The organism is Dongia mobilis, assembly GCF_004363235.1.
Lineage (GTDB): Bacteria > Pseudomonadota > Alphaproteobacteria > Dongiales > Dongiaceae > Dongia > Dongia mobilis.
Genome location: NZ_SNYW01000014.1, coordinates 221,780 through 243,862, shown reverse-complemented (window position 1 = coordinate 243,862; position 22,083 = coordinate 221,780). Strand labels below are relative to the sequence as shown.

Sequence of the window (22,083 nt, the reverse complement as noted above, 5' to 3'; positions counted from 1 at the left end):
CGCCATGGATGAGGGCCTGCGCTTCGCCATCCGCGAAGGCGGCCGCACCGTCGGCGCCGGCGTCGTCGCCAAGATCGTCGAGTAAGAGGCGAAAGCCCGGGGGTGGCCGCAAGGCCATCTTCCCGGGTGGCCGACAAGTGTTGCATCGGCGGCTGCCTGGGGTGGTCGCCGCGTCGGCGTTGAGAACGGACCGGATTTTCGAGGAGTTGGTGCGTCTAGGGGTATAGCTCAACTGGTAGAGCGTCGGTCTCCAAAACCGAAGGTTGCGGGTTCGATCCCTGCTGCCCCTGCCAGCCCTCGACGAGTGGCGGCACCAATTCCGGCGAATGTCCGGACCGAGTAGTTAGAAGCTGATTTCAGGTTCCAGAACGATGGCGAAAGCTAGTCCGATCGAGTTTTTCCGGCAGGTTCGCCAGGAAGTGCAGAAGGTCACCTGGCCGACCCGCAAGGAGACGACGGTCACCACGGTCATGGTCTTCATCATGGTGGTGCTTGCCTCGCTGTTCTTCTTCCTGGTCGATTCCCTGCTGGGCCTCGGCATCGCGACCATTCTGGGATTGGGGGGCTGAGCGCCATGGCGCATCGCTGGTACGTGGTTCATGTCTATTCCGGCTTCGAGCGCAAGATCGCGGAATCGATCCGCGAGCAGGCCAAGCAGAAGGACATGGCCGAGCTGATCACGGACGTGCTGGTCCCGACCGAGGAAGTGGTCGAGGTGCGCCGCGGCTCGAAGGTCAATGCCGAGCGCAAGTTCTTTCCGGGCTATGTCCTGGTGCGGATGGAACTGACCGACGAGACCTGGCACCTGATCATGAACACGCCGAAGGTGACCGGCTTCCTCGGCGGCAAGGGCAAGCCGAGCCCTATTTCGGAAGCCGAGGCGCAGCGCATCCTGCACCAGGTGCAGGAGGGCATCGAGCGCCCGAAGCGCGCGATTATTTTCGAGGTGGGCGAGCAGGTCCGCGTCAACGACGGGCCGTTCACCTCCTTCACCGGCCATGTCGAGGAAGTCGACGAGGAAAAGGGCCGCCTGAAGGTCGCCGTGTCGATCTTCGGCCGCGCCACCCCGGTGGAACTGGAATACTCGCAGGTCGAAAAGGTCTGACGACCCGCTCGGACCCGCGAGCAGCCGCCCGGCGACGGTTTCGCCGGAACGACGTTGTGGGAGGCCAGCCAGGGCCGGACCACAAAACCCGGAACCGGTTTCAGGTTCCATGACAGAGGTTGAATCATGGCAAAGAAGATCGAAGGCTATATCAAGCTGCAGATCCCGGCCGGCAAGGCGAATCCGTCGCCGCCCGTGGGTCCGGCGCTTGGTCAGCGCGGCCTGAACATCATGCAGTTCTGCAAGGAGTTCAACGCCGCGACCCAGCAGTTGGAAGCGGGCATGCCGATCCCGGTGGTCATCACCGCGTACAGCGACCGCTCCTTCACGTTCGTCACCAAGACTCCGCCTGCCAGCTATTTCCTGAAGAAGGCGGCGAAGATCGACAAGGGCTCGCAGACCACCGGTCGCGGGTTCGTCGGCAAGGTGACCATGGCCCAGTGCCGCGAGATCGCCAAGCAGAAGATGGCTGATCTCAATGCGCACGATATCGAGGCCGCCGCCCAGATGATCAAGGGTTCGGCGCGTTCGATGGGCCTGCAGGTTGTGGAGGATTGATCATGGCCGGCAAGCGTATCAGCAAGGCTTATGAAGGCGTCGACCGCTTGAAGTTCTACAGCCTCGAAGAGGCGGTGAAGGAGATCAAGTCGCGCGCCAAGACCAAGTTCGACGAGACCGTCGAGATCGCGATGAACCTCGGCATCGATCCGAAGCATGCCGACCAGAACGTGCGCGGCGTCGTCTCGCTGCCGCACGGCACCGGCAAGACCGTGCGCGTGGCCGTGTTCGCCAAGGGCGACAAGGCCGAGGCGGCGAAGAAGGCCGGGGCCGACATCGTCGGCGCCGACGATCTGGCCGAACAGGTCCAGTCCGGCAAGATGGATTTCGACCGCGTCATCGCGACGCCCGACATGATGGTGACCGTCGGCAAGCTGGGCAAGGTCCTCGGCCCCCGTGGCCTGATGCCGAACCCGAAGCTCGGCACCGTCACCAACGACGTCGCCGAAGCGGTCAAGGCCGCCAAGGGCGGTCAGGTGGAATTCCGCGCCGAGAAGGCCGGCATCGTGCATGCCGGCGTCGGCAAGGTGAGCTTCTCGGAAGCGAACCTGGTCGAGAACGTGAAGGCGTTCGTGAGTGCCATCAACAAGGCCAAGCCCGCGGGCGCCAAGGGCACCTATATCAAGAAGGTGTCGCTGGCCTCGACCATGGGTCCTGGCATGAAGCTGGATGTCGCCACCCTGGTGGCGGCCGGCTGACGAGTTTCCGGGCGCCCGCCGTCTCTGGCGGCGGGCGGTCGGATGGACGGATGCTTGCATCCGTCTCCCTGTCCGAGACTGCAGGTTCCCTCAGGAGCAGGGGACTAATGAGGCACCCTCCCGTGTCTCGCCTGCAATAGACAGAGGCGAAACCGAATTGACTGCAGCCCGCAAGGCTGACGCTGGTTCGGGTCGAACTTCTGGGACAGGTCAACCGGAGCTTCCGGTTCTGTCTTGGGCGCCTTCCCGAAGGAATTTTCCGGTGGGAGGCAATTGAGATGGGTCGGAAGGTCCAATTGTAACCGGTCCCAAGCCGCCTTCCGGATCTTCCGGTTGGATGGCAAGGGGTCAAAGTATCGGAGACGAAACGTGGACCGATCTGGCAAAGAGAAGCTGGTCTCGGAACTCCAGGAATCGCTCAACGCCGCTAACCTGGTGGTCGTTACCCACCAGAACGGCCTGAGCGTTGCCGAAGTGTCCGACCTGCGTCGCAAGATGCGGGCGGCCGGAGCCGGCTTCAAGGTCGCCAAGAATCGGCTGGCGAAACTCGCTCTGACGGGTACCAAGCACGAAGGCCTGGGGGAATTCCTCAAGGGCCCGACCGCACTCGCCTATTCGGCGGATCCGGTCGCGGCCGCGAAGGTCGCCGTGACTTTTGCAAAGAGCAACGAGAAGCTCAGCATCGTCGGTGGCTCCATGGGCACCGAAACGCTGGGCGCGGACGGCATCAAGGCGCTTGCCACCCTGCCGTCGCTCGATGAACTGCGCGCGAAGCTTGTTGGCATGCTGCAGACCCCGGCCACCCGCGTGGCCGTCGTCACTGCCGCACCTGCCGGCCAGCTCGCCCGTGTGCTCGGCGCATATGCCCGCAAGGGTGAGGCCTGAGTTCAGGCCGATCCAAGACCGCAATATCCGAAGTTCGAACCCAACAAGACTGAAGCCTTTAGGAGATAGAAATGGCTGATTTGCAGAAGCTGGTTGACGAGCTCTCGAAGCTCACCGTGCTCGAGGCCGCCGAGCTTTCCAAGAAGCTCGAGGAAGCTTGGGGCGTGTCCGCCGCGGCGCCGGTTGCCGTGGCCGCTGCTGGTGGTGGCGCTGCCGCCCCGGCCGCCGAGGAGAAGACCGAATTCAACGTCGTGCTGGTCGACGGCGGTGCCAACAAGATCAACGTGATCAAGGAAGTGCGCGCCATCACCGGTCTCGGCCTGAAGGAAGCCAAGGACCTCGTCGAGGGTGCGCCGAAGCCGGTCAAGGAAGGCGTTGGCAAGGCCGAAGCCGAGGACCTCAAGAAGAAGCTTGAGGCCGCCGGTGCGAAGGTCGAGCTGAAGTAAGCTGGCTCAAGCCTGTTTCAGGGGTGGGGAGCGCCGGCCGCAAGGTCCGGCGCTTCCGCGCCTCTTGAGACACGGTGATTTCAGGGTGTTTTTGCGAGTGGCACCCGACCGAATTGCAACTCGCTGCGGTGGCCGTCGCCGGATTGGACGGCAGAGATTTTTCAAGATCGCCCGTTTGTTCGTGATCGCCCGCCCCACTGTTTGAGACGAGGGATGTCAATGTCGAAGTCGTTCACCGGCCGCAAGCGCATCCGCAAGACCTTTGGCCGCATTGCCGAGGTCACCACCATGCCGAACCTGATCGAGGTGCAGAAGAGCTCCTACGACCAGTTTCTCCAGGTCGGCGTGGTTGCGGAACAGCGTCAGAATTCCGGCCTCCAGGAAGTCTTCCGGTCGGTTTTCCCGATCAAGGACTTCTCCGAGAAGGCCGAATTGCAATTCGTGCGCTATGAGCTTGAAGAGCCGAAATACGACGTCGAGGAATGCCAGCAGCGCGGCATGACCTTTGCAGCGCCGCTGAAGGTGACGCTGCGCCTGGTCGTATGGGATACCGACGAGGAGACCGGCGCCCGCTCGATCCGCGACATCAAGGAGCAGGACGTCTACATGGGCGACATGCCCCTGATGACGCATAGCGGCACCTTCGTCGTGTCCGGCACCGAGCGCGTGGTCGTCTCGCAGATGCACCGCAGCCCGGGCGTCTTCTTCGACCACGACAAGGGCAAGACCCACAGCAGCGGCAAGTACCTGTTCGCCGCGCGCGTCATTCCCTATCGCGGTTCCTGGCTCGACTTCGAGTTCGATGCCAAGGACCTCGTCTATGTCCGCATCGACCGCCGGCGCAAGCTGCCGGCGACCACGCTGCTGCTGGCGCTCTGGGGCAAGAACGCCGCCGCGAAGCTGAAGAAGGGCGAGCAGCTCAGCGACGACGACCGTCGCTTCGGCGGCATGTCGGCCGAGGAGATCCTCGGCTTCTTCTACAAGCAGGTGACCTTCACCCGGACCAAGAAGGGCTGGACCACCAGCTTCGATCCGGAGCGCATGAAGGGCGTCAAGCTGGTGGCCGATCTGGTCGACGCGAAGTCCGGCAAGGTCGTCGCCGAGGCCGGCACCAAGATGACGCCGCGCCTGGCCAAGAAGCTGGTCGAGGGCGGCCTCAAGGAACAGCTGGTGCAGGCGGAGGAGATGGTCGGCCGCTTCGCCGCGCTCGACATGGTCAACGAGGAGACCGGCGAGATCCTGCTCGAGGCGGGCGACGAGATCAGCGAGGCCCTGCTGACCCAGCTCGAGGAGAGCGGGGTGAAGGAGCTGGTCACGCTCAACATCGACCACGCCAATGTCGGCCCATATATCCGCAACACCCTCAAGGCGGACAAGAACTCCAGCCGCGAGGAAGCGCTGATCGACATCTATCGCGTCATGCGCCCCGGCGAGCCGCCGACCCTGGACACCGCCGAGGCCCTGTTCAACGGCCTGTTCTTCGATCTCGAGCGCTACGACCTTTCCTCGGTCGGCCGCGTCAAGATGAACTCGCGCCTCTCGGTGCTGCCGACCGATGCCTTTGATCCGGCCGGTGCCAGCGACGCGGTGCGCGTGCTCCGCAAGGAGGACGTCCTGGCGATCCTCGCCGTGATGCATGACCTCAAGGACGGCCGCGGCGAGATCGACGACATCGACCATCTCGGCAACCGCCGCGTCCGCTCGGTCGGCGAACTGCTCGAGAACCAGTATCGCCTCGGCCTGCTGCGCATGGAGCGCGCCATCCGCGAGCGCATGAGCTCGGTCGAGATCGACACGGTGATGCCGCACGATCTCATCAACGCCAAGCCGGCGGCGGCGGCGGTGCGCGAGTTCTTCGGCTCGTCGCAGCTCAGCCAGTTCATGGACCAGACCAATCCGCTCTCGGAGATCACCCACAAGCGCCGCCTCTCGGCGCTTGGCCCGGGCGGCCTCACCCGCGAGCGCGCCGGCTTCGAGGTGCGCGACGTGCACCCGACGCATTACGGCCGCATCTGCCCGATCGAGACGCCGGAAGGTCCGAATATCGGCCTCATCAACAGCCTCGCGACCTTCGCCCGCGTCAACCAGTACGGCTTCATCGAGAGCCCGTACCGTCGCGTCGACAAGGGCACCGTCACCGACGAGGTGATCTATCTGTCGGCCATGGAAGAGGGCAAGTACACCATCGCCCAGGCCAATGCGCCGCTGGATGCCAAGAACAAGTTCGTCGAGGATCTGATCTCGTGCCGTCGCGGTGGCGACTTCATCATGGCGCGGCGCGAGGACATCCAGTTCATCGACGTCAGCCCGAAGCAGCTGGTCTCGGTGGCCGCGGCGCTGATCCCCTTCCTCGAGAACGACGACGCTAACCGCGCCCTGATGGGCTCGAACATGCAGCGCCAGGCGGTGCCGCTGCTGCGCGCCGAATCGCCGCTGGTCGGCACCGGCATGGAAGGCACCGTGGCGCGTGATTCGGGCGTCGCCATCGCGGCCAAGCGGGGCGGCATCATCGACCAGATCGACGCCACCCGCATCGTCATCCGGGCGACCGACGAGACCGACACGGCGGCACCCGGCGTCGACATCTACAACCTGCTGAAGTTCCAGCGCTCCAACCAGAACACGTGCATCAACCAGCGCCCGCTGGTGAAGGTGGGTGACGTGGTGGAGAAGGGCGACATCATCGCCGACGGTCCCTCGACCGAGCTCGGCGAACTGGCCCTCGGCCGCAACGTGCTGTGCGCGTTCATGCCCTGGAACGGCTACAACTTCGAGGATTCGATCCTTATTTCCGAGCGCATCGTCTCGGACGACGTCTTCACCTCGATCCATATCGAGGAGTTCGAATGCGTCGCCCGCGATACCAAGCTGGGCCAGGAGGAAATCACCCGCGACATCCCGAACGTCGGTGAAGAAGCCCTCAAGAACCTCGACGAGGCCGGCATCGTCTATGTCGGCGCCGAGGTGAAGCCGGGCGACATCCTGGTCGGCAAGGTGACGCCGAAGGGCGAAAGCCCGATGACGCCGGAAGAAAAGCTGCTGCGCGCGATCTTCGGCGAAAAGGCGTCCGACGTGCGCGACACCTCGAACCGCCTGCCGCCGGGCGTTTCCGGCACGGTGGTCGAAGTGCGCGTGTTCTCGCGCCGCGGCGTCGACAAGGACGAACGCGCGCTCTCGATCGAGCGGGCCGAGATCGAGCGCCTGGCCAAGGACCGCGACGACGAGAAGGCGATCCTGGAGCGGAATTTCTACAGCCGCCTGAAGGAGATGCTGGTGGGCCAGATGGCTGCCGGCGGTCCGAAGACGCTGAAGGCCGACACCAAGATCACCGACAAGGTCCTCTCCGAGTTCACGCCGGGCCAGTGGCGCCAGATCGGCATCAAGAACGACAAGCGGATGGCCGAGATCGAGGCCCTCAAGAAGCAGTTCAACGAGAGCATCGCGATGCTCGAGAAGCGCTTCGAGAACAAGGTCGAGAAGCTGCAGCGCGGCGACGAGCTGTCGCCTGGCGTCATGAAGATGGTCAAGGTCTTCGTCGCGGTGAAGCGCAAGCTGCAGCCGGGCGACAAGATGGCCGGCCGTCACGGCAACAAGGGTGTCGTCTCGCGCATCGTGCCGATCGAAGACATGCCCTATCTCGAGGACGGCCGCCCGGTCGACATCGTGCTCAATCCGCTGGGTGTGCCCAGCCGCATGAATGTCGGCCAGATCCTGGAGACGCATCTGGGCTGGGCCTGCGCCAATCTCGGCCGCCAGGTGGGCGAGATGGTCGACCAGATCCGCACCAACGGCAAGGTGGCGGATCTGCGCAAGACCGTGAAGGAGATCTACGGCGAGCGCACCTACAAGACCGAACTCGCCGAGATGCCGGACGATCAGCTGGTCGAGATGGCCGGCAATCTGCGCGGCGGCGTTCATATCGCGACGCCGGTCTTCGACGGCGCGCGCGAGGACGACATCGTCGAGATGCTGACCAAGGCGGGGCTCAACAGCTCCGGCCAGGTGACGCTGATCGACGGCCGCACCGGCGAGCCGTTCGAGCGCCGGGTGACCGTTGGCTACATCTACATGCTGAAGCTGCACCACCTGGTCGACGACAAGATCCACGCGCGTTCCATCGGCCCCTACAGCCTCGTTACCCAGCAGCCGCTGGGCGGCAAGGCGCAGTTCGGCGGCCAGCGCTTCGGCGAAATGGAGGTCTGGGCCCTCGAGGCCTATGGCGCGGCCTATACGCTGCAGGAAATGCTGACCGTGAAGTCGGACGACGTTTCCGGCCGCACCAAGACCTACGAGGCGATCGTGCGCGGCGACGACAATTTCGAGTCCGGCATCCCGGAGAGCTTCAACGTTCTGGTGAAGGAACTCCGCTCGCTCGGCCTCAACGTCGAACTGACGCAGACCGAATACTAAGAATCGGATGGCTGCCTTGCCCGGCGGGGAGCACCCGGCGGGCCGGCAGCGGAAGGAGATGGCAATGAACCAAGAGCTCATGAGCGTTTTCGGACAGCCCCAGGGTCCGCAAACCTTCGACAACATCCGCATCTCGATCGCCAGCCCCGAGCGCATCCGCTCGTGGTCGTTCGGCGAGATCAAGAAGCCCGAGACGATCAACTACCGGACCTTCAAGCCTGAGCGCGACGGCCTGTTCTGCGCCCGCATCTTCGGTCCGATCAAGGATTACGAGTGCCTGTGCGGCAAGTACAAGCGCATGAAGTATCGCGGCATCGTCTGCGAAAAGTGCGGCGTCGAGGTGACCCTCTCCAAGGTGCGCCGCGAGCGCATGGGCCATATCGAGCTTGCCTCGCCGGTGGCGCATATCTGGTTCCTGAAGTCGCTGCCGAGCCGCATCGGCCTGTTGCTCGACATGACGCTGAAGGATCTCGAGCGCATTCTCTATTTCGAGAACTACGTGGTCGTCGAGCCGGGCCTGACGCCACTCAAGCTGCACCAGCTGCTGTCGGAAGAGCAGTATCTCGATGCCCAGGACGAATACGGCCAGGACGCCTTCCAGGCTGGTATCGGCGCCGAGGCGCTGAAGGCGATGCTCTCCACCATCGATCTGGAGGAAGAGCGCTCGACCATGAAGACCGAGCTGCGCGAGACCTCCTCCGAGGCCAAGCGCAAGAAGCTGGTCAAGCGCCTGAAGCTGGTCGACGCGTTCCTCGAATCCGGCTCGAAGCCGGAATGGATGATCATGGACGTGATTCCGGTCATTCCGCCGGAACTCCGGCCGCTGGTGCCGCTGGACGGCGGCCGCTTCGCGACCTCGGATCTCAATGATCTCTATCGTCGCGTCATCAACCGCAACAACCGCCTGAAGCGGCTCATCGAGCTGAAGGCGCCGGACATCATCGTGCGCAACGAGAAGCGCATGCTGCAGGAGGCGGTCGACGCCCTGTTCGACAACGGCCGCCGCGGCCGCGTCATCACCGGCGCCAACAAGCGCCCGCTGAAATCGCTCTCCGACATGCTGAAGGGCAAGCAGGGCCGCTTCCGCCAGAACCTGCTCGGCAAGCGCGTCGACTATTCCGGACGCTCGGTCATCGTGGTCGGTCCCGAACTGAAGCTGCACCAGTGCGGCCTGCCGAAGAAGATGGCGCTCGAGCTGTTCAAGCCGTTCATCTATTCGAAGCTGGAACTCTATGGCATGGCGTCGACCATCAAGGCCGCCAAGCGCATGGTGGAGAAGGAGCGGCCCGAGGTCTGGGACATCCTGGAAGAGGTCATCCGCGAGCATCCGGTGATGCTAAATCGCGCGCCGACACTGCACCGCCTCGGCATCCAGGCCTTCGAACCGGTCCTCATCGAGGGCAAGGCGATCCAGCTGCATCCGCTCGTCTGCACCGCCTTCAACGCCGATTTCGACGGCGACCAGATGGCTGTCCACGTGCCGTTGTCGCTGGAAAGCCAGCTCGAAGCCCGCGTGCTGATGATGTCGACCAACAACATCCTCAGCCCGGCCAACGGCAAGCCAATCATCGTGCCCAGCCAGGACATCGTGCTCGGCCTCTACTACCTCACCATGGAAGGCAAGGGCGAGCCGGGCGAAGGCATGGCTTTCGCCAATATCGGCGAGATCCAGCACGCACTGGAAGCCAAGGTGATCACCCTGCACACGCCAATCAAGTCGCGCCTGAAGACGGTCGACGAGACCGGCCAGCCGGTGACCCGGATCGTGCAGACGACGCCCGGCCGCATGCTGCTGTCCGAGGTGCTGCCGCATCATCCGAACCTGCCCTTCGCCCTCATCAACCGCGTGTTGACCAAGAAGGAGATCACCAACGTCATCGACACCGTCTACCGCCATTGCGGCCAGAAGGAGACGGTGATCTTCGCCGACCGCATCATGGGCATGGGCTTCGCCCAGGCCTGCAAGGCGGGCATCTCGTTCGGCAAGGACGACATGATCATCCCGGAGGCGAAGAAGAACCTCGTCGCCGAGGCGCAGCAGAAGGTGAAGGAGTACGAGCAGCAGTATCTCGACGGCCTCATCACCCAGGGCGAAAAGTACAACAAGGTGGTCGACGTGTGGTCGAACTGCACCGAGCGGGTGGCCGAGGAGATGATGAAGGTCATGTCCAAGGAATCCACCGGCAAGGGCATCAACTCGGTCTTCATGATGGCCCATTCCGGCGCCCGTGGTTCCGCCGCCCAGATCAAGCAGCTGGCCGGCATGCGCGGCCTGATGGCCAAGCCGTCGGGTGAAATCATCGAGACGCCGATCATCTCGAACTTTAAGGAAGGTCTCTCGGTGCTCGAGTACTTCAACTCGACCCACGGCGCCCGCAAGGGTCTGGCCGACACCGCCTTGAAGACGGCGAATTCGGGCTATCTGACCCGCCGCCTGGTCGACGTGGCGCAGGATGCCATCATCACCGAGCTTGATTGCGGTACCGAGAACGGCCTCACCGTGAAGGCGGTGGTCGAGGGCGGCGAGGTGATTTCGGCCCTCTCCGAGCGTATCCTCGGCCGCACGGTTGCGGCCGACGTCAAGGATCCGCTCTCCGGCAAGATGATCGCCGCGCGCGGTGTCCTCATCGACGAGCCGCTGGCCGACGAGATCGAGCGCGCGGGCGTCGATACGGTGAAGATCCGCTCGGTCCTCACCTGCGAGACCAAGACCGGCGTCTGCGGTGCCTGCTATGGCCGCGACCTGGCGCGCGGTACGCCGGTGAATATCGGTGAGGCGATCGGCGTCATCGCGGCGCAGTCGATCGGCGAGCCGGGCACGCAGCTGACCATGCGTACCTTCCATATCGGCGGTGCGGCCCAGCGCGGTGCCGAGCAATCGGCCATCGAGGCGGCCTATGACGCCGAACTGCAGGTCAAGAACCGCAACGTGGTGCTCAACAGCGACGGCCTGCCGGTCGTCATGGGCCGCAATTGCGAGATCGTCCTGGTCGATGGCCAGGGCCGCGAGCGCGCCCGCCACCGCGTGCCCTACGGCGCCAAGCTGCTGCAGGACCACGGCGCCAAGGTGACCAAGGGCCAGAAGCTGGCCGAATGGGATCCCTATACCCTGCCGATCCTGACCGAGAAGGAAGGCATCGTGAACTACATCGACCTGGTCGAAGGCCTGTCGATGCGCGAGGTGGTCGACGAGACGACCGGCATCTCGAGCCGCGTCGTGGTCGACTGGAAACAGCAGCCGCGTGCTGCCGACCTGCGGCCCCGCATCACGCTGCGCGACGACAAGGGCAATGTCATCACGCTGCCGAACGGGGTCGAGGCGCGCTACTTCATGTCGGTCGACGCAATTCTCTCGGTCGAGAACGGTGCCCATGTCCGCGCCGGCGACGTGCTGGCGCGTATCCCGCGTGAAAGCTCGAAGACCCGCGACATTACCGGCGGTCTGCCGCGTGTCGCGGAACTGTTCGAGGCGCGCAAGCCGAAGGATTACGCGATCATCAGCGACATTGCCGGCCGGGTCGAGTTCGGCAAGGACTACAAGGCGAAGCGCCGCATCGTCGTGGTGCCGGAGGATGCCAGCGCCGAACCGATGGAGTACCTGATCCCGAAGGGCAAGCACATCTCGGTGCAGGAAGGCGATTACGTCCAGAAGGGCGATCTGCTGATGGACGGCAACCCGGTGCCGCACGACATCCTCAACGTGCTGGGCGTCGAGGCGCTGGCTTCCTATCTCATCAACGAGATCCAGGAGGTCTATCGCCTGCAGGGCGTGAAGATCAACGACAAGCACATCGAGGTGATCGTCCGCCAGATGCTGCAGAAGGTCGAGATCGCCGATCCGGGCGACACCACCTTCCTCAGCGGCGAACAGGTGGATCGTTCGGAACTGGAAACCGAGAACGAGAAGGTTCTGAAGGAAGGCGGTCGCCTGGCGTCGGCGCGTCCGGTGCTGCTCGGCATCACCAAGGCCAGCCTGCAGACCCGCTCGTTCATCTCGGCGGCGTCGTTCCAGGAGACCACCCGCGTGCTCACCGAGGCGGCCGTTTCCGGCCGTGTCGACAGCCTGATCGGTCTCAAGGAGAACGTGATCGTCGGCCGCCTGATTCCGGCCGGTACCGGCTCGGTCATGGCGCGCCTGAAGCAGCTTGCCGCCTCGCGCGATCGCGAATTGCAGGCTGGCGGCGAGAAGCCGGCGATTACCGACCAGTCGCCCTCGGCCGAAGTCGCCTGATCAGGCGATGGGCCGGGAAACCGGCCCGGGATGATTGGTGCTGTGACAGGAAACCCCGCTGCGTTGCGCAGCGGGGTTTTTTGTTGGCGGATATTGGCTCCTGCCGCTGCGTGGCTGCGGCTCTTAGGGCCGCCAGCGCCCGTCATGGCGGCGCGGAAACGTCATGGTCACCGTGGTGCCGAGATTCTGCGCGCTGCAGATATCGAGGCGGCCGCCGATCAGGTGCAGGAAGGCGGCGCAGATTTCCAGGCCGCCGCCGGCCTGGTTGGTCGTGCCGTCCAGCGTCCGCCGCAGGGTGTCGAGTGCATCCGGCGCCATGCCGGGACCGGTATCCGTGACCGTCAGTTGCACCGTGTGGCCGTCGCGGGCCGGTTCGGCGCCGGCCGAGATATCGACCCGGCCGCCGAAGCGATTGAACGCGATGGCGTTCTCGACCACATGGCAGATCATCTTCTGCAGTGTCTCGTCATCGATGACGACGGGCAGGCTGCCGCGTCGGATGTTGTTGCACAGCCGCACATTCTGCTTGCTGGCCTCGCTGGCAAGCCGCTCGACCACGCGTTCCACCATCTCGCCCAGATCCGCCGTGCGCGCATGTGCCGTGGCCATGCGCCCCTCAAGACGCGCCACGTCGATGATGCGCTCGACGACATCGGCCAGTTGCTGGCCGCTCTGGCAGATGTCGGCGGCATAGGTCTTGTAGAGCTTGACGCCGAGGGGCCCGAACATCTCGTCGCGCATCACCTCGCCGAAGCCGATAATGGCGGCGAGCGGCGTGCGCAATTCGTGCGAGAGTTGGCTGAGGAATTCGAGCTTGGCGACGTTGGCGCGCTCGGCGACCTCCTTTGCGGCAACGAGGGCGTCCTCGTTGTGCTTGCGATGGGATACATCGCGGAGCGCGCAGACGATCCTGGCCTGGTCGCCCTGGCCGTGACGGATGGCGGTGATCTCGACGGCGCGATTGTCGCCGGAAAGGGGATGGGCCACCGCATCGATCGGCGCTCCATTGCCGTCGGCAAGGCGGCCGAGCAAGTCATCGGCGCTGCCCGTCCGGCCTTCGCCGGCGACCTCACCGTCGAGCGTGACAAAGGCACCGATATGCGCACCGGTCATCAGCGAGGCGTGATAGCCGAACAGATCGACCGAGCGCTGGTTGACATCGCAGATGGCGCCGTCCGGCGTCAGGGTGATGAGGGGGTCCGGCGAGATCTCGAGCGCCAGATCCCTGGTCGCGGCGCCGGAATCGGCGACTGCCGCACCATCGGTGCGAATGGGCAACTCGGTCAGCCGCGCGATGCCGTCACCTGGCCGCAGCATGGGGTTGTTCGTCATCGATGACCTTCCCGATCACGACCCGTCAGGAAATCGGGCCATGGATTCCGTTGACCGTGCCGGCCGCGTCCCTCCTTGCGTGGCCTCATTCCCCCTCTCTCCATGATTGGCAGGTTGACCGATCGGCGCAAGTGTCCTTTGCGGATGGTCAGAAGATGGCCTAGGAATTTCAATGCAGGACGATAGGAAACAATGGGTTATGATGCGGCGGATTGGCGGCAGCCGGAACTGCCCGCCGCGCGCCGGATGGGGGGAGTGGCATCCCCCGCCCGTTCCGGCTATAGGAACCGTCATGTCCGAGATTCTCATCATCCTCAGCGGCGTTCCTGCCGGCATCTGGCTGTATCTGTTGATGTTTAGGGGGCGGTTCTGGCTGGAGCGGCCGGCGGTGCCGGTCGCCATCGGCGACGGCCGTCAGCCCGAAGTCGTTGCCGTCATTCCCGCCCGCAACGAAGCCGGTGTCGTCGGCGAGGTCGTGCGCGCCCTGATGGCGCAGGAATACAATGGCAGCTTCACCCTGGTCCTGGTGGACGACAACAGCGAGGACGGCACCGCGGACGAAGCGCGGGCGGCGGCGGATGCGGCCCGCACCGAAGGCTCGCCGCATCGCTTCCTCCTGGTTGCCGGGCGCAAGCTGGCGCCGGGCTGGACCGGCAAGCTCTGGGCGGTCAACCAGGGTCTCGGCGAGGCGCAACGCGCGGCACCCGGTGCCCGCTATGTGCTGCTGACCGATGCCGATATCCGCCATGGTTCCGGCAGCCTCCGGCAATTGGTGGCGCGGGCGGAAACCGGTGGCTTCAATCTGGTATCCATGATGGCGCAGCTCAAGACGGCGACCTTTGCCGAGAAGGCGCTGATCCCGGCCTATATCTTTTTCTTCCAGAAACTCTATCCCTTCGCCTGGGTGCGCGACCCGAAACACAATCTGGGCGCGGCCGCCGGCGGCTGCATGCTGGTGCGGTTGAAGGCGCTGAAGGCGGCGGGCGGCATCGCTGCCATTCGCGGCGCCCTGATCGACGATTGCGCGCTGGGCCGGGCGATCAAGCGGACCGGACCGACCTGGCTGGGCCTGGCCGGCGATGTGGAAAGCCTGCGCGGCTATCCGCGCTGGTCGGACATCTGGAACCTGATCGCGCGCTCGGCCTTCACGCAGCTCAAGCATTCCAGCCTGCTGCTGCTGGGCTCGGTGCTGGGCATGGCCTTCACCTATCTGCTGCCGCCCCTCATCACCATCAGCGCCGATCCCGGCATCCGGCCTCTGGGTATCATGGCCTGGGCGATGATGGCCTTCGCCTATCTGCCGATGCTGGCCAATTACCGGCGTTCGCCACTCTGGGCTCCCTTCCTGCCGCTGGTGGCACTTTTCTATACGGCGGCTACCATCGCCTCGGCCATCCGCTATTGGCGCGGCGCGGGCGGCCAGTGGAAGGGGCGCGCCCAGGCCGAGCATGTGCGAAGAGGCGCGTCGTGAGCGGGACGATGAGCATCGCGACACCCTCCGGAAAGTCGGCAAGTAATGAGAATTTTCCGGTCGGCTCCGTCCTGATCCGCGCCGATCTGCGGCCGCATGTCCACGCCTTCTATCGCTTCGCCCGCATGGGCGACGATATCGCCGACAACCCGAATCTGGCGCCGGCGGAAAAGGTGGCGCGCCTCGACCTGATGGAGGCGGTGCTGCGCGATCCCGCGCGGGAGGAGGTGGCAGAAGCGGCCGATCTGCGCCGGTCGCTTGCCGCCCGCGGCGTGCCGCCGGCCCATTCCTGCGAGCTCCTGATTGCCTTCCGTATGGACGCCACCAAGCAGCGTTACGCTGACTGGGACGAGCTCATGACCTATTGCCGCTATTCGGCCGCGCCGGTGGGGCGCCAGTTGCTCGACCTGCATGGCGAGCCGGAAGCGGCGCGGAGTGCCTCGGATGCGCTCTGCGTCGCCCTGCAGGTGATCAATCATCTGCAGGATTGCGGCGTCGACTATCGCGCGATGGACCGGGTCTATGTGCCCCTCGATCATCTGACGCGGCACGGGGTAGACGTTGCGCAGCTGCGCGGGGACAGGGCCGGCGCGGGCCTGCGCCATTGCCTCGACGACCTTCTCGACAAGACCGAGGAACTGATGGTCGAGGCACGCAAGCTGCCGGGCCGTCTCCATGACTTCCGGCTGCGCGCGGAATCGGCCACCATCGTGCGCCTCGCCGACAAGATGATCGCGCAGTTGCGGCGCCGCGATCCGCTGGCCGGCCGAGTCAAGCCGACCAAGCTGTTCTTCCTCGGCGCCACCCTGGAAGGCGTGGTCTGGGCCATGCTGGCGAGGCGGCGATGAGCGCCCAGACCGCAGCCATCGCCGAGAAGGTCAGGGCATCCGGCACGTCGTTCTACGCCGCCATGCGCCTGCTGCCGGAGGCGCGGCGCGCGGCCATGTTTGCGATCTATGCTTTCTGCCGTGAGGTCGACGACATCGCCGACGAGGAGGCGCCGCAGGCCGATAAGCAGGCCGGCCTCGCCGAATGGCGGCGCGAGATCGACCGCCTCTATGCGGGCAAGCCTGAGAATCCGATCGCCCAGGCCTTGCTGCAGCCGATGCGCGATTTCGCCCTGCGGCGCGAGGATTTCCTGGCCGTGATCGACGGCATGGAGATGGATGCGACGGCAGCGATCCAGGCACCGGACATGGCGACACTGGATCTCTATTGCGACCGCGTTGCCTCGGCCGTCGGGCGCCTGTCGGTCCGGGCCTTCGGCGCCACCGAGGCGGCGGCGGATGATGTCGCCTATCACCTCGGCCGGGCGCTGCAACTGACCAACATCCTGCGCGACGTGGCCGAGGATGCGAGCCGCGACCGTCTCTATCTGCCGCGCGATCTGCTGGTGAAGCACGGAATCGCCAGTACGGAACCTTCCGAGGTGCTGAAGCATGCGAATTTGGCGGCGGTGTGCCGCGATCTTTCCCTGGTGGCGCAGGACCATTTCGCCAAGGCGGATGCCGCCATGCGCCGCTGCGCCAAGGAACCAATGCGGCCGGCGCGCATCATGGGCGCCGTCTATGGTGCCATCCTGGAGAAACTGATCGCCTGGGACTGGCGCGATTTCACGACGCCGATCAAGGTGCCGAAATGGCGCAAGCTGTGGCTGGCTCTGCGCTACGGATTTTTCTGATCCATGACCGGGACGGCAGGAGCGAACGCCCGGACGGCGCATGTGGTGGGGGCGGGCCTCGCCGGCCTTGCAGCGGCAGTGCGTCTGGCACGCGGCGGTCGTCGTGTCCACCTCTATGAGGCGGCGCAGCAGGCGGGCGGCCGCTGCCGCTCCTATCTCGATGCCGAGCTTGGCTGCAGGGTCGACAACGGCAATCACCTGGTGGTGAGCGGCAACCTGGCTGCCATGGCCTATATCTCGGAGACTGGTGCGCAGGCGACCTTCGCCACCGCCGACAGGGCGGTTTATCCCTTTGTCGACCTCGCCACTGCCGAAAGGTGGTCGGTGCGCCCGACCGAGGGCCGCGTGCCGTGGTGGCTGTTCGTGCCGGCGCGGCGGGTGAAGGGCACCTCGCTGCTGGATTATCTCGATGCCGAGCGCCTGGCACGGGCGCCGGAGGAAGCGGTCGTTACCGACATCCTGGATACGCGCAAGATTGCCTATCGCCGGCTCTGGGCCCCGCTCTGTGCGGCGGCACTCAATACCGAGCCGGAGCGGGCCTCGGCCCGGCTGCTGGGGCGGCTGTTCCGCGACACCTTCGGCCAGGGCGGCGCCGCCTTGCATCCGCTGCTGCCGCTGGAAGGCTTGTCGGAAAGCCTGGTCGATCCGGCATTGCGTTGCCTCGATGCCAGTGGCGGCAGTATCCTTTTCGGCCATCGCCTGCGCGGACTGGAATTCGACGGGGCCCGCGTGACGGCGCTCGATTTCGGCAAGGCGCAGGTGGCGCTGGCGCCCGGTGACAGCGTCGTGCTGGCGGTGACGGCGCCGGTCGCATCCGATCTCGTCCCCGGGATCACCGTGCCGGATGCATTTCGCGGCATCGTCAACGCGCATTTCCGCTTCGACCCGCCGCCGGGTGCGGCACCCTTCACCGGCATCATCGGCGGCATGGCGGAATGGGTCTTCGCCAAGCCCGGCATTCTCTCCACCACCAGCAGTGCGGCAGAGGCGATCATCGACCGCCCGGCGGAGGAAATCGCCGCCGCCTTGTGGGGCGATGTCGTGCAGTCGCTCGACCTCGGCAGCGCGCCGCTGCCGCCCTGGCGCGTGGTGAAGGAAAAGCGCGCCACCTTTGCGGCGACACCGGCGCAATTGCGCCGCCGGCCCGGGGCACAGACGCGCTGGGAGAACCTGCTCCTCGCCGGGGACTGGACCGATACCGGCTGGCCATCGACCATCGAGGGTGCCATCCAGTCGGGCTTCACGGCCGCCGCCGCGTTGGCACGCTGACGCCCTTTTCCAACTGCGTCGACAGGCGTAACAATTTGAATTAATGAGGTAATTCGCCAGGCATCTACCGCCCTTGGGGTACTTTCATTGGCCTGAGGCGGGGTCTATACTCCGGCCACATTTTGCCCATCAACAGCGATCTTTTCGAGGAAACACCATGACTTCAGCTGCCATGAAGGCGCCCGGCGCCAGCCTGCCGATCAAGGACAAGGCCCTCCTGCGCCAGCAATGCTATATCGACGGCCAGTGGGTGAATGCGGATTCCGGCAAGACCATCGACGTCACCAATCCGGCGACGGGCGAGGTCCTGGCCACCATCCCGAACATGGGTGCCGCGGAAACCAAGCGCGCGATCGAGGCCGCCAATGCGGCCTGGCCAGCCTGGCGCAAGAAGACCGCCAAGGAGCGCGCCGTCCTGCTGCGCAAGTGGTACGAGTTGATGATGGCGGCGCAGGAAGATCTGGCGATCATCCTCACCGCCGAGCAGGGCAAGCCGCTGGCCGAGGCCAAGGGCGAGATCGCCTATGGCGCCAGCTATATCGAATGGTTTGCCGAGGAAGCGAAGCGCGTCTATGGCGATGTCATTCCGGGCCACCAGGCCGACAAGCGCATCGTCGTCACCAAGGAGCCGGTTGGAGTCGTCGCGGCGATCACGCCCTGGAACTTCCCCAATGCGATGATCACCCGCAAAATCGCCCCGGCGCTTGCCGCCGGCTGCACGGTCGTCGGCAAGCCGGCGACGCAGACACCGCTCTCGGCACTTGCCATCGTCGAACTGGCCGAACGCGCCGGCATCCCCAAGGGCGTCATCAACATGGTGACCGGTTCCGCCACCGCCATCGGCGGCGAGATGACCGGCAACCCGATCGTGCGCAAGCTGACCTTCACCGGCTCGACCGAGATCGGCAAGATCCTGATGGCGCAATGCGCCGCCACGGTGAAGAAGACCTCGATGGAGCTGGGCGGCAACGCGCCCTTCATCGTGTTCGACGACGCCGACCTCGACGCCGCGGTCGAGGGGGCGCTGATGTCGAAGTTCCGCAATACCGGCCAGACCTGCGTCTGCGCCAACCGCATCTATGTGCAGGACGGCGTCTATGATGCGTTCGCCGAGAAGCTGAAGGCAGCGGTCGCCAAGATGAAGATCGGCGACGGCCTGAAGGGCGAGACCCAGCAGGGCCCGCTCATCGACATGAAGGCGGTGGCCAAGGTCGAGGAGCATATCGCCGACGCAGTGTCGAAGGGCGCCAAGGTGGCCGCCGGCGGCAAGCGCCATGCGCTGGGCGGCAGCTTCTTCGAGCCCACCATCCTGACCGGCGTCACCCAGGACATGGCGGTGGCGAAGGAAGAAACTTTCGGTCCGCTGGCGCCGCTGTTCCGTTTCAAGACGGAAGAGGAGGTGATCAAGTTGGCGAACGACACCGAGTTTGGCCTCGCCTCCTATTTCTACGCCCGCGACATCGGCCGCGTCTGGCGCGTCGCCGAACAGGTGGAATACGGCATCGTCGGCATCAATACCGGCATCATCTCGAGCGAAGTGGCGCCCTTCGGCGGCGTCAAGGAATCCGGCAACGGTCGCGAGGGCTCGAAATACGGCATCGATGACTATGTCGAGATCAAGTACATGTGCATGGGCGGCATCTGAGCCCAGGCCTTGATTTCTGAACCCCGCCCCGGGTGACCGGGGCGGGGTTTTTTCTTTACCTGCCTCAGCCCTCGTCGTCGACCTTGAGGCGATAGCCGACGCCGGGTTCGGTCAGGATCAGCTTGGGGTTGCGGGGGCTGGCCTCGATCTTCTGCCGAAGCTGGGCCACCATGACGCGCAGCGTCTGGCTGTCGCGCAGATCGGCGCTGCCCCAGACGAAGGCCAGCAGCTGGTTGTGGGTCATCACCTGGCCGGCATGCTGGGCCAGCGCCCGCAGCAGGTCGTATTCCTTCGGTGTCAGCTTCACCTCCTGGCCGCGCACGGTGACGCTGCGGCTGGGGAAGTCGATGGCGAGGCCGGCGCCCTGGAAATTGGCGGCCGGCTTGTCGCGGCTCTGGCGCAGGCGGAGCGCCACGCGCAGCCGTGCCAGAAGCTCGCCGATGGCGAAGGGCTTGTTGATGTAGTCATTGGCGCCGAAATCGAGGGCGGCGATCTTTTCCTCCTCCATGTGCCGGGCGGAGAGCACGATGATCGGCACGTCAGACCATTCGCGCACGCGCTGGATCACCTCCTTGCCGTCGAGATCGGGGAGGCCGAGATCGAGGATCATGGCGTCCGGGTTGGTCGCCTGCAGCAGATCGAGCCCGCTTTCCGCATTCGCGGCGGAAACGACCTGGTAGCCTTCCGCTTCCAGCGAGGGCTGCAGGGCGCCGGTGATGTCGATCTCGTCATCGATGACGAGGACGCGAAGGGCAGTCATGCGCGCGGCGCCTCTCTCGCAATTTCCGGATCCTCGTCGTTCACCGCCGCGGACCGCAGTCCCGGGAAGACGAGGCGAAGGCGCGTGCCCATGCCATCGCTCACCGGGCTCTCGGCCCAGATGCGGCCCTGCATGGCCTCGGTGAGGCCGCGGCAGATGGAAAGGCCGAGGCCGGTCCCCCGCGGGTGCTGGCCGGCATTGTCGCCGCGATAGAACTTGCCGAAGACGGCGTCGAGATGCGCGGGCGGAATGCCGCGTCCGGCATCGGTGATGCTGATCTCGACCTGGTCGGCGCTACCGCCGATGGCCACGATGATGGCGCTGCCGTCGGGACTGTAGTTGATCGCGTTTTCGAGGAGGTTGACGAAGACCTGTTCGAGCAGCAGCGGGTCGGCCTGGATCAGCGTCACCTCGGGCGCGAAGTCGCAGTCAAGGCTGCGGTGGCCCAGCTGCGGCTTGACGCGCTCGATCGCCGCATTGGCGACATCGGCGGGGTCGGTCGGTTCCAGCCTGACGGCAAGTCCGCCGCTTTCGATGCGGATGATGTCGAGCAGGTTGCGGACATAGCGGTTGAGGCGGTCGGCCTGGTCCTTGATGCCGAGGATGAGGCGCTGCGAGGTCGCCTGGTCGAACTGCTCGCCATGGCGCAGCAGGCTGGTGGCCGAAGCGAGAATGGTGGCAAGCGGCGTGCGGAAGTCATGCGAGATGGAGGAGAGCAGGGCGGTCCGCAGTCGTTCCGTCTCGGCCAGGATCTTGGCCTCGGTCATCTCGCGCATGAGGTGCGCCCGCTCGAGCGCGATGCTGCCGAGGTCGGCGAGGACCGAGAGGGTCTGCTGGTCGGCGCCGGCACGGGGATCGAAGCGCGAGCGCTTGCGGCAGATGAGGAGGCCGAGCGGTCCGCGCACGGCATGCAGGACGAAGACGAAGAAGCGCTCGGAACTGGGTGGCTCCTCCTTTGCCGAGGAACTCGCCAGCAGGCGCGGCCAGAAGCCGTCGGCCAACTGGCTCGCATCCGCGGTTTGCGACTCGTCGTTGCGTGCGGCGGAATGCAGCGAGAGGCCCTGTTCGTCGCGCAGGTAGACGAAAGCGGCGCCGTTGGCTGCCTGGGCGGTCAGGGCGGCGAGCGATTCCGCCAGGATTTCCTGGTCGGAGGAGCGGGAGAGTTCCCGGCTGGCGTCGAACAGGTTCTGCGTGACGCGGGCCCGCCAGGCGACGGCCCGGGCCTGGTCGCGCACCCTTCCGGCGAGGCCGCCGGTCACCACCGCCACCGCCAGGAACACGCCGAGCGTCACCAGATTGTCGGCGGGCGCTATGGTGAAGCGCGGCTGCACCAGCAGGAAATTGTAAGCGAAGATCGCCATGAAGGCGGCGATGAGCGCCGCATTGCGACCGAAGAGGACGGCGGAGAGCAGGACCGAGGCCAGGAAGACCATCGGGAAACTCTCGCTCCCCAGGGTCCGTTCCAGGCCCCAGGCGAACAGGGCGGCCAGGGCCACCATGACGATGGCGGCGGCATAATCCAGGATCGGGCGCCGGACATTGCCGGTGATATGTCGGAGAATCTGCAGCATCGCCTGCCTTCATAGCACGGC

General features: G+C 65.2%; 17 protein-coding genes and 1 tRNA gene. 15 read left to right on the top strand and 3 right to left on the bottom strand.

The genetic code is table 11. The features are described 5' to 3' along the window. The 10 genes from A8950_RS20045 to rpoC all read left to right on the top strand — a co-directional run. A partial coding sequence (locus tag A8950_RS20045; protein ID WP_198677727.1) for an EF-Tu C-terminal domain-related protein occupies nt 1-85 on the top strand: 85 nt, incomplete at its 5' end. A 132-nt stretch (nt 86-217) separates the two neighbouring features. Then, a tRNA-Trp gene (locus tag A8950_RS19310) sits at nt 218-293 on the top strand. 78 nt (nt 294-371) lie between these two features. Further along, entirely contained in the window at nt 372-569 is a 198-nt protein-coding gene (secE, locus tag A8950_RS19305) for a preprotein translocase subunit SecE (RefSeq protein WP_133615316.1), read from the top strand. A gap of 5 nt (nt 570-574) precedes the next feature. After that, entirely contained in the window at nt 575-1,105 is a 531-nt protein-coding gene (nusG, locus tag A8950_RS19300) for a transcription termination/antitermination protein NusG (protein ID WP_133615315.1), read from the top strand. Between the two features lie 126 nt (nt 1,106-1,231). Continuing rightward, nucleotides 1,232-1,663: a 50S ribosomal protein L11 gene (gene rplK, locus A8950_RS19295; RefSeq protein ID WP_133615314.1), complete on the top strand. Its 432-nt coding sequence runs from the start codon at nt 1,232-1,234 to the stop codon at nt 1,661-1,663. Continuing rightward, the gene (rplA, locus tag A8950_RS19290) at nt 1,660-2,361 is read left to right on the top strand and encodes a 50S ribosomal protein L1 (RefSeq protein ID WP_133615313.1); all 702 of its coding nucleotides are present in this window, start codon (nt 1,660-1,662) and stop codon (nt 2,359-2,361) included. Before rplK ends, rplA begins: the two co-directional genes overlap by 4 nt. Before the next feature lie 369 nt (nt 2,362-2,730). Continuing rightward, nucleotides 2,731-3,246, top strand: a complete 516-nt coding sequence (gene rplJ / locus A8950_RS19285; protein ID WP_133615312.1) for a 50S ribosomal protein L10 — start codon at nt 2,731-2,733, stop codon at nt 3,244-3,246. Between the two features lie 71 nt (nt 3,247-3,317). Next, entirely contained in the window at nt 3,318-3,692 is a 375-nt protein-coding gene (gene rplL / locus A8950_RS19280) for a 50S ribosomal protein L7/L12 (protein ID WP_133615311.1), read from the top strand. A 219-nt stretch (nt 3,693-3,911) separates the two neighbouring features. Further along, nucleotides 3,912-8,102 carry a DNA-directed RNA polymerase subunit beta gene (rpoB, locus tag A8950_RS19275; RefSeq protein ID WP_133615310.1) on the top strand — a complete coding sequence of 1,397 codons (4,191 nt, stop codon included), beginning with the start codon at nt 3,912-3,914 and terminating at the stop codon, nt 8,100-8,102. A 64-nt stretch (nt 8,103-8,166) separates the two neighbouring features. Next, the gene (rpoC, locus tag A8950_RS19270) at nt 8,167-12,333 is read left to right on the top strand and encodes a DNA-directed RNA polymerase subunit beta' (RefSeq protein ID WP_133615309.1); all 4,167 of its coding nucleotides are present in this window, start codon (nt 8,167-8,169) and stop codon (nt 12,331-12,333) included. 123 nt (nt 12,334-12,456) lie between these two features. Here the strand turns inward: rpoC and A8950_RS19265 are convergent, their stop codons facing one another. Further along, nucleotides 12,457-13,665 (bottom strand): PAS domain-containing sensor histidine kinase, encoded by a 1,209-nt coding sequence (locus tag A8950_RS19265; protein ID WP_133615308.1) that lies wholly within the window; start codon nt 13,663-13,665, stop codon nt 12,457-12,459. A 292-nt stretch (nt 13,666-13,957) separates the two neighbouring features. Between A8950_RS19265 and A8950_RS19260 the strand changes: the two genes are divergently transcribed. The 5 genes from A8950_RS19260 to gabD all read left to right on the top strand — a co-directional run bounded on the left by A8950_RS19260 (nt 13,958) and on the right by gabD (nt 19,731). Further along, nucleotides 13,958-15,136, top strand: coding sequence for a glycosyltransferase (locus A8950_RS19260; RefSeq protein ID WP_133615307.1), 1,179 nt, complete (start codon nt 13,958-13,960; stop codon nt 15,134-15,136). Next, nucleotides 15,133-15,984, top strand: a complete 852-nt coding sequence (gene hpnC, locus A8950_RS19255) for a squalene synthase HpnC (protein ID WP_322090939.1) — start codon at nt 15,133-15,135, stop codon at nt 15,982-15,984. Before A8950_RS19260 ends, hpnC begins: the two co-directional genes overlap by 4 nt. After that, nucleotides 15,981-16,817, top strand: a complete 837-nt coding sequence (gene hpnD, locus A8950_RS19250) for a presqualene diphosphate synthase HpnD (protein WP_133615306.1) — start codon at nt 15,981-15,983, stop codon at nt 16,815-16,817. Before hpnC ends, hpnD begins: the two co-directional genes overlap by 4 nt. 3 nt (nt 16,818-16,820) lie before the next feature. Continuing rightward, a complete protein-coding gene (gene hpnE, locus A8950_RS19245; RefSeq protein ID WP_133615305.1) occupies nt 16,821-18,086 on the top strand; it encodes a hydroxysqualene dehydroxylase HpnE in 1,266 nt (421 codons plus the stop codon). Between the two features lie 157 nt (nt 18,087-18,243). Continuing rightward, nucleotides 18,244-19,731 carry an NADP-dependent succinate-semialdehyde dehydrogenase gene (gabD, locus tag A8950_RS19240; RefSeq protein ID WP_279513073.1) on the top strand — a complete coding sequence of 496 codons (1,488 nt, stop codon included), beginning with the start codon at nt 18,244-18,246 and terminating at the stop codon, nt 19,729-19,731. 64 nt (nt 19,732-19,795) lie between these two features. Here gabD and A8950_RS19235 read toward each other — a convergent pair whose 3' ends face one another. Further along, a complete protein-coding gene (locus A8950_RS19235) occupies nt 19,796-20,491 on the bottom strand; it encodes a response regulator transcription factor (RefSeq protein ID WP_133615304.1) in 696 nt (231 codons plus the stop codon). Then, on the bottom strand, nt 20,488-22,062 hold the full coding sequence (locus tag A8950_RS19230; protein WP_133615303.1) for an ATP-binding protein: 1,575 nt from the start codon (nt 22,060-22,062) through the stop codon (nt 20,488-20,490). The genes A8950_RS19235 and A8950_RS19230 overlap by 4 nt, the downstream gene beginning before the upstream one ends. Between the last annotated feature and the right edge of the window lie 21 nt (nt 22,063-22,083).

Bases quoted from the DNA above. Each gene is read 5' to 3' on its own strand.
- secE (WP_133615316.1), top strand. From the start codon at position 372: ATGGCGAAAGCTAGTCCGATCGAGTTTTTCCGGCAGGTTCGCCAGGAA.
- nusG (WP_133615315.1), top strand. From the start codon at position 575: ATGGCGCATCGCTGGTACGTGGTTCATGTCTATTCCGGCTTCGAGCGC.
- rplK (WP_133615314.1), top strand. From the start codon at position 1,232: ATGGCAAAGAAGATCGAAGGCTATATCAAGCTGCAGATCCCGGCCGGC.
- rplL (WP_133615311.1), top strand. From the start codon at position 3,318: ATGGCTGATTTGCAGAAGCTGGTTGACGAGCTCTCGAAGCTCACCGTG.
- rpoB (WP_133615310.1), top strand. From the start codon at position 3,912: ATGTCGAAGTCGTTCACCGGCCGCAAGCGCATCCGCAAGACCTTTGGC.
- rpoC (WP_133615309.1), top strand. From the start codon at position 8,167: ATGAACCAAGAGCTCATGAGCGTTTTCGGACAGCCCCAGGGTCCGCAA.
- A8950_RS19265 (WP_133615308.1), bottom strand. From the start codon at position 13,665: ATGACGAACAACCCCATGCTGCGGCCAGGTGACGGCATCGCGCGGCTG.
- A8950_RS19260 (WP_133615307.1), top strand. From the start codon at position 13,958: ATGTCCGAGATTCTCATCATCCTCAGCGGCGTTCCTGCCGGCATCTGG.
- hpnD (WP_133615306.1), top strand. From the start codon at position 15,981: ATGAGCGCCCAGACCGCAGCCATCGCCGAGAAGGTCAGGGCATCCGGC.
- hpnE (WP_133615305.1), top strand. From the start codon at position 16,821: ATGACCGGGACGGCAGGAGCGAACGCCCGGACGGCGCATGTGGTGGGG.
- gabD (WP_279513073.1), top strand. From the start codon at position 18,244: ATGACTTCAGCTGCCATGAAGGCGCCCGGCGCCAGCCTGCCGATCAAG.
- A8950_RS19235 (WP_133615304.1), bottom strand. From the start codon at position 20,491: ATGACTGCCCTTCGCGTCCTCGTCATCGATGACGAGATCGACATCACC.
- A8950_RS19230 (WP_133615303.1), bottom strand. From the start codon at position 22,062: ATGCTGCAGATTCTCCGACATATCACCGGCAATGTCCGGCGCCCGATC.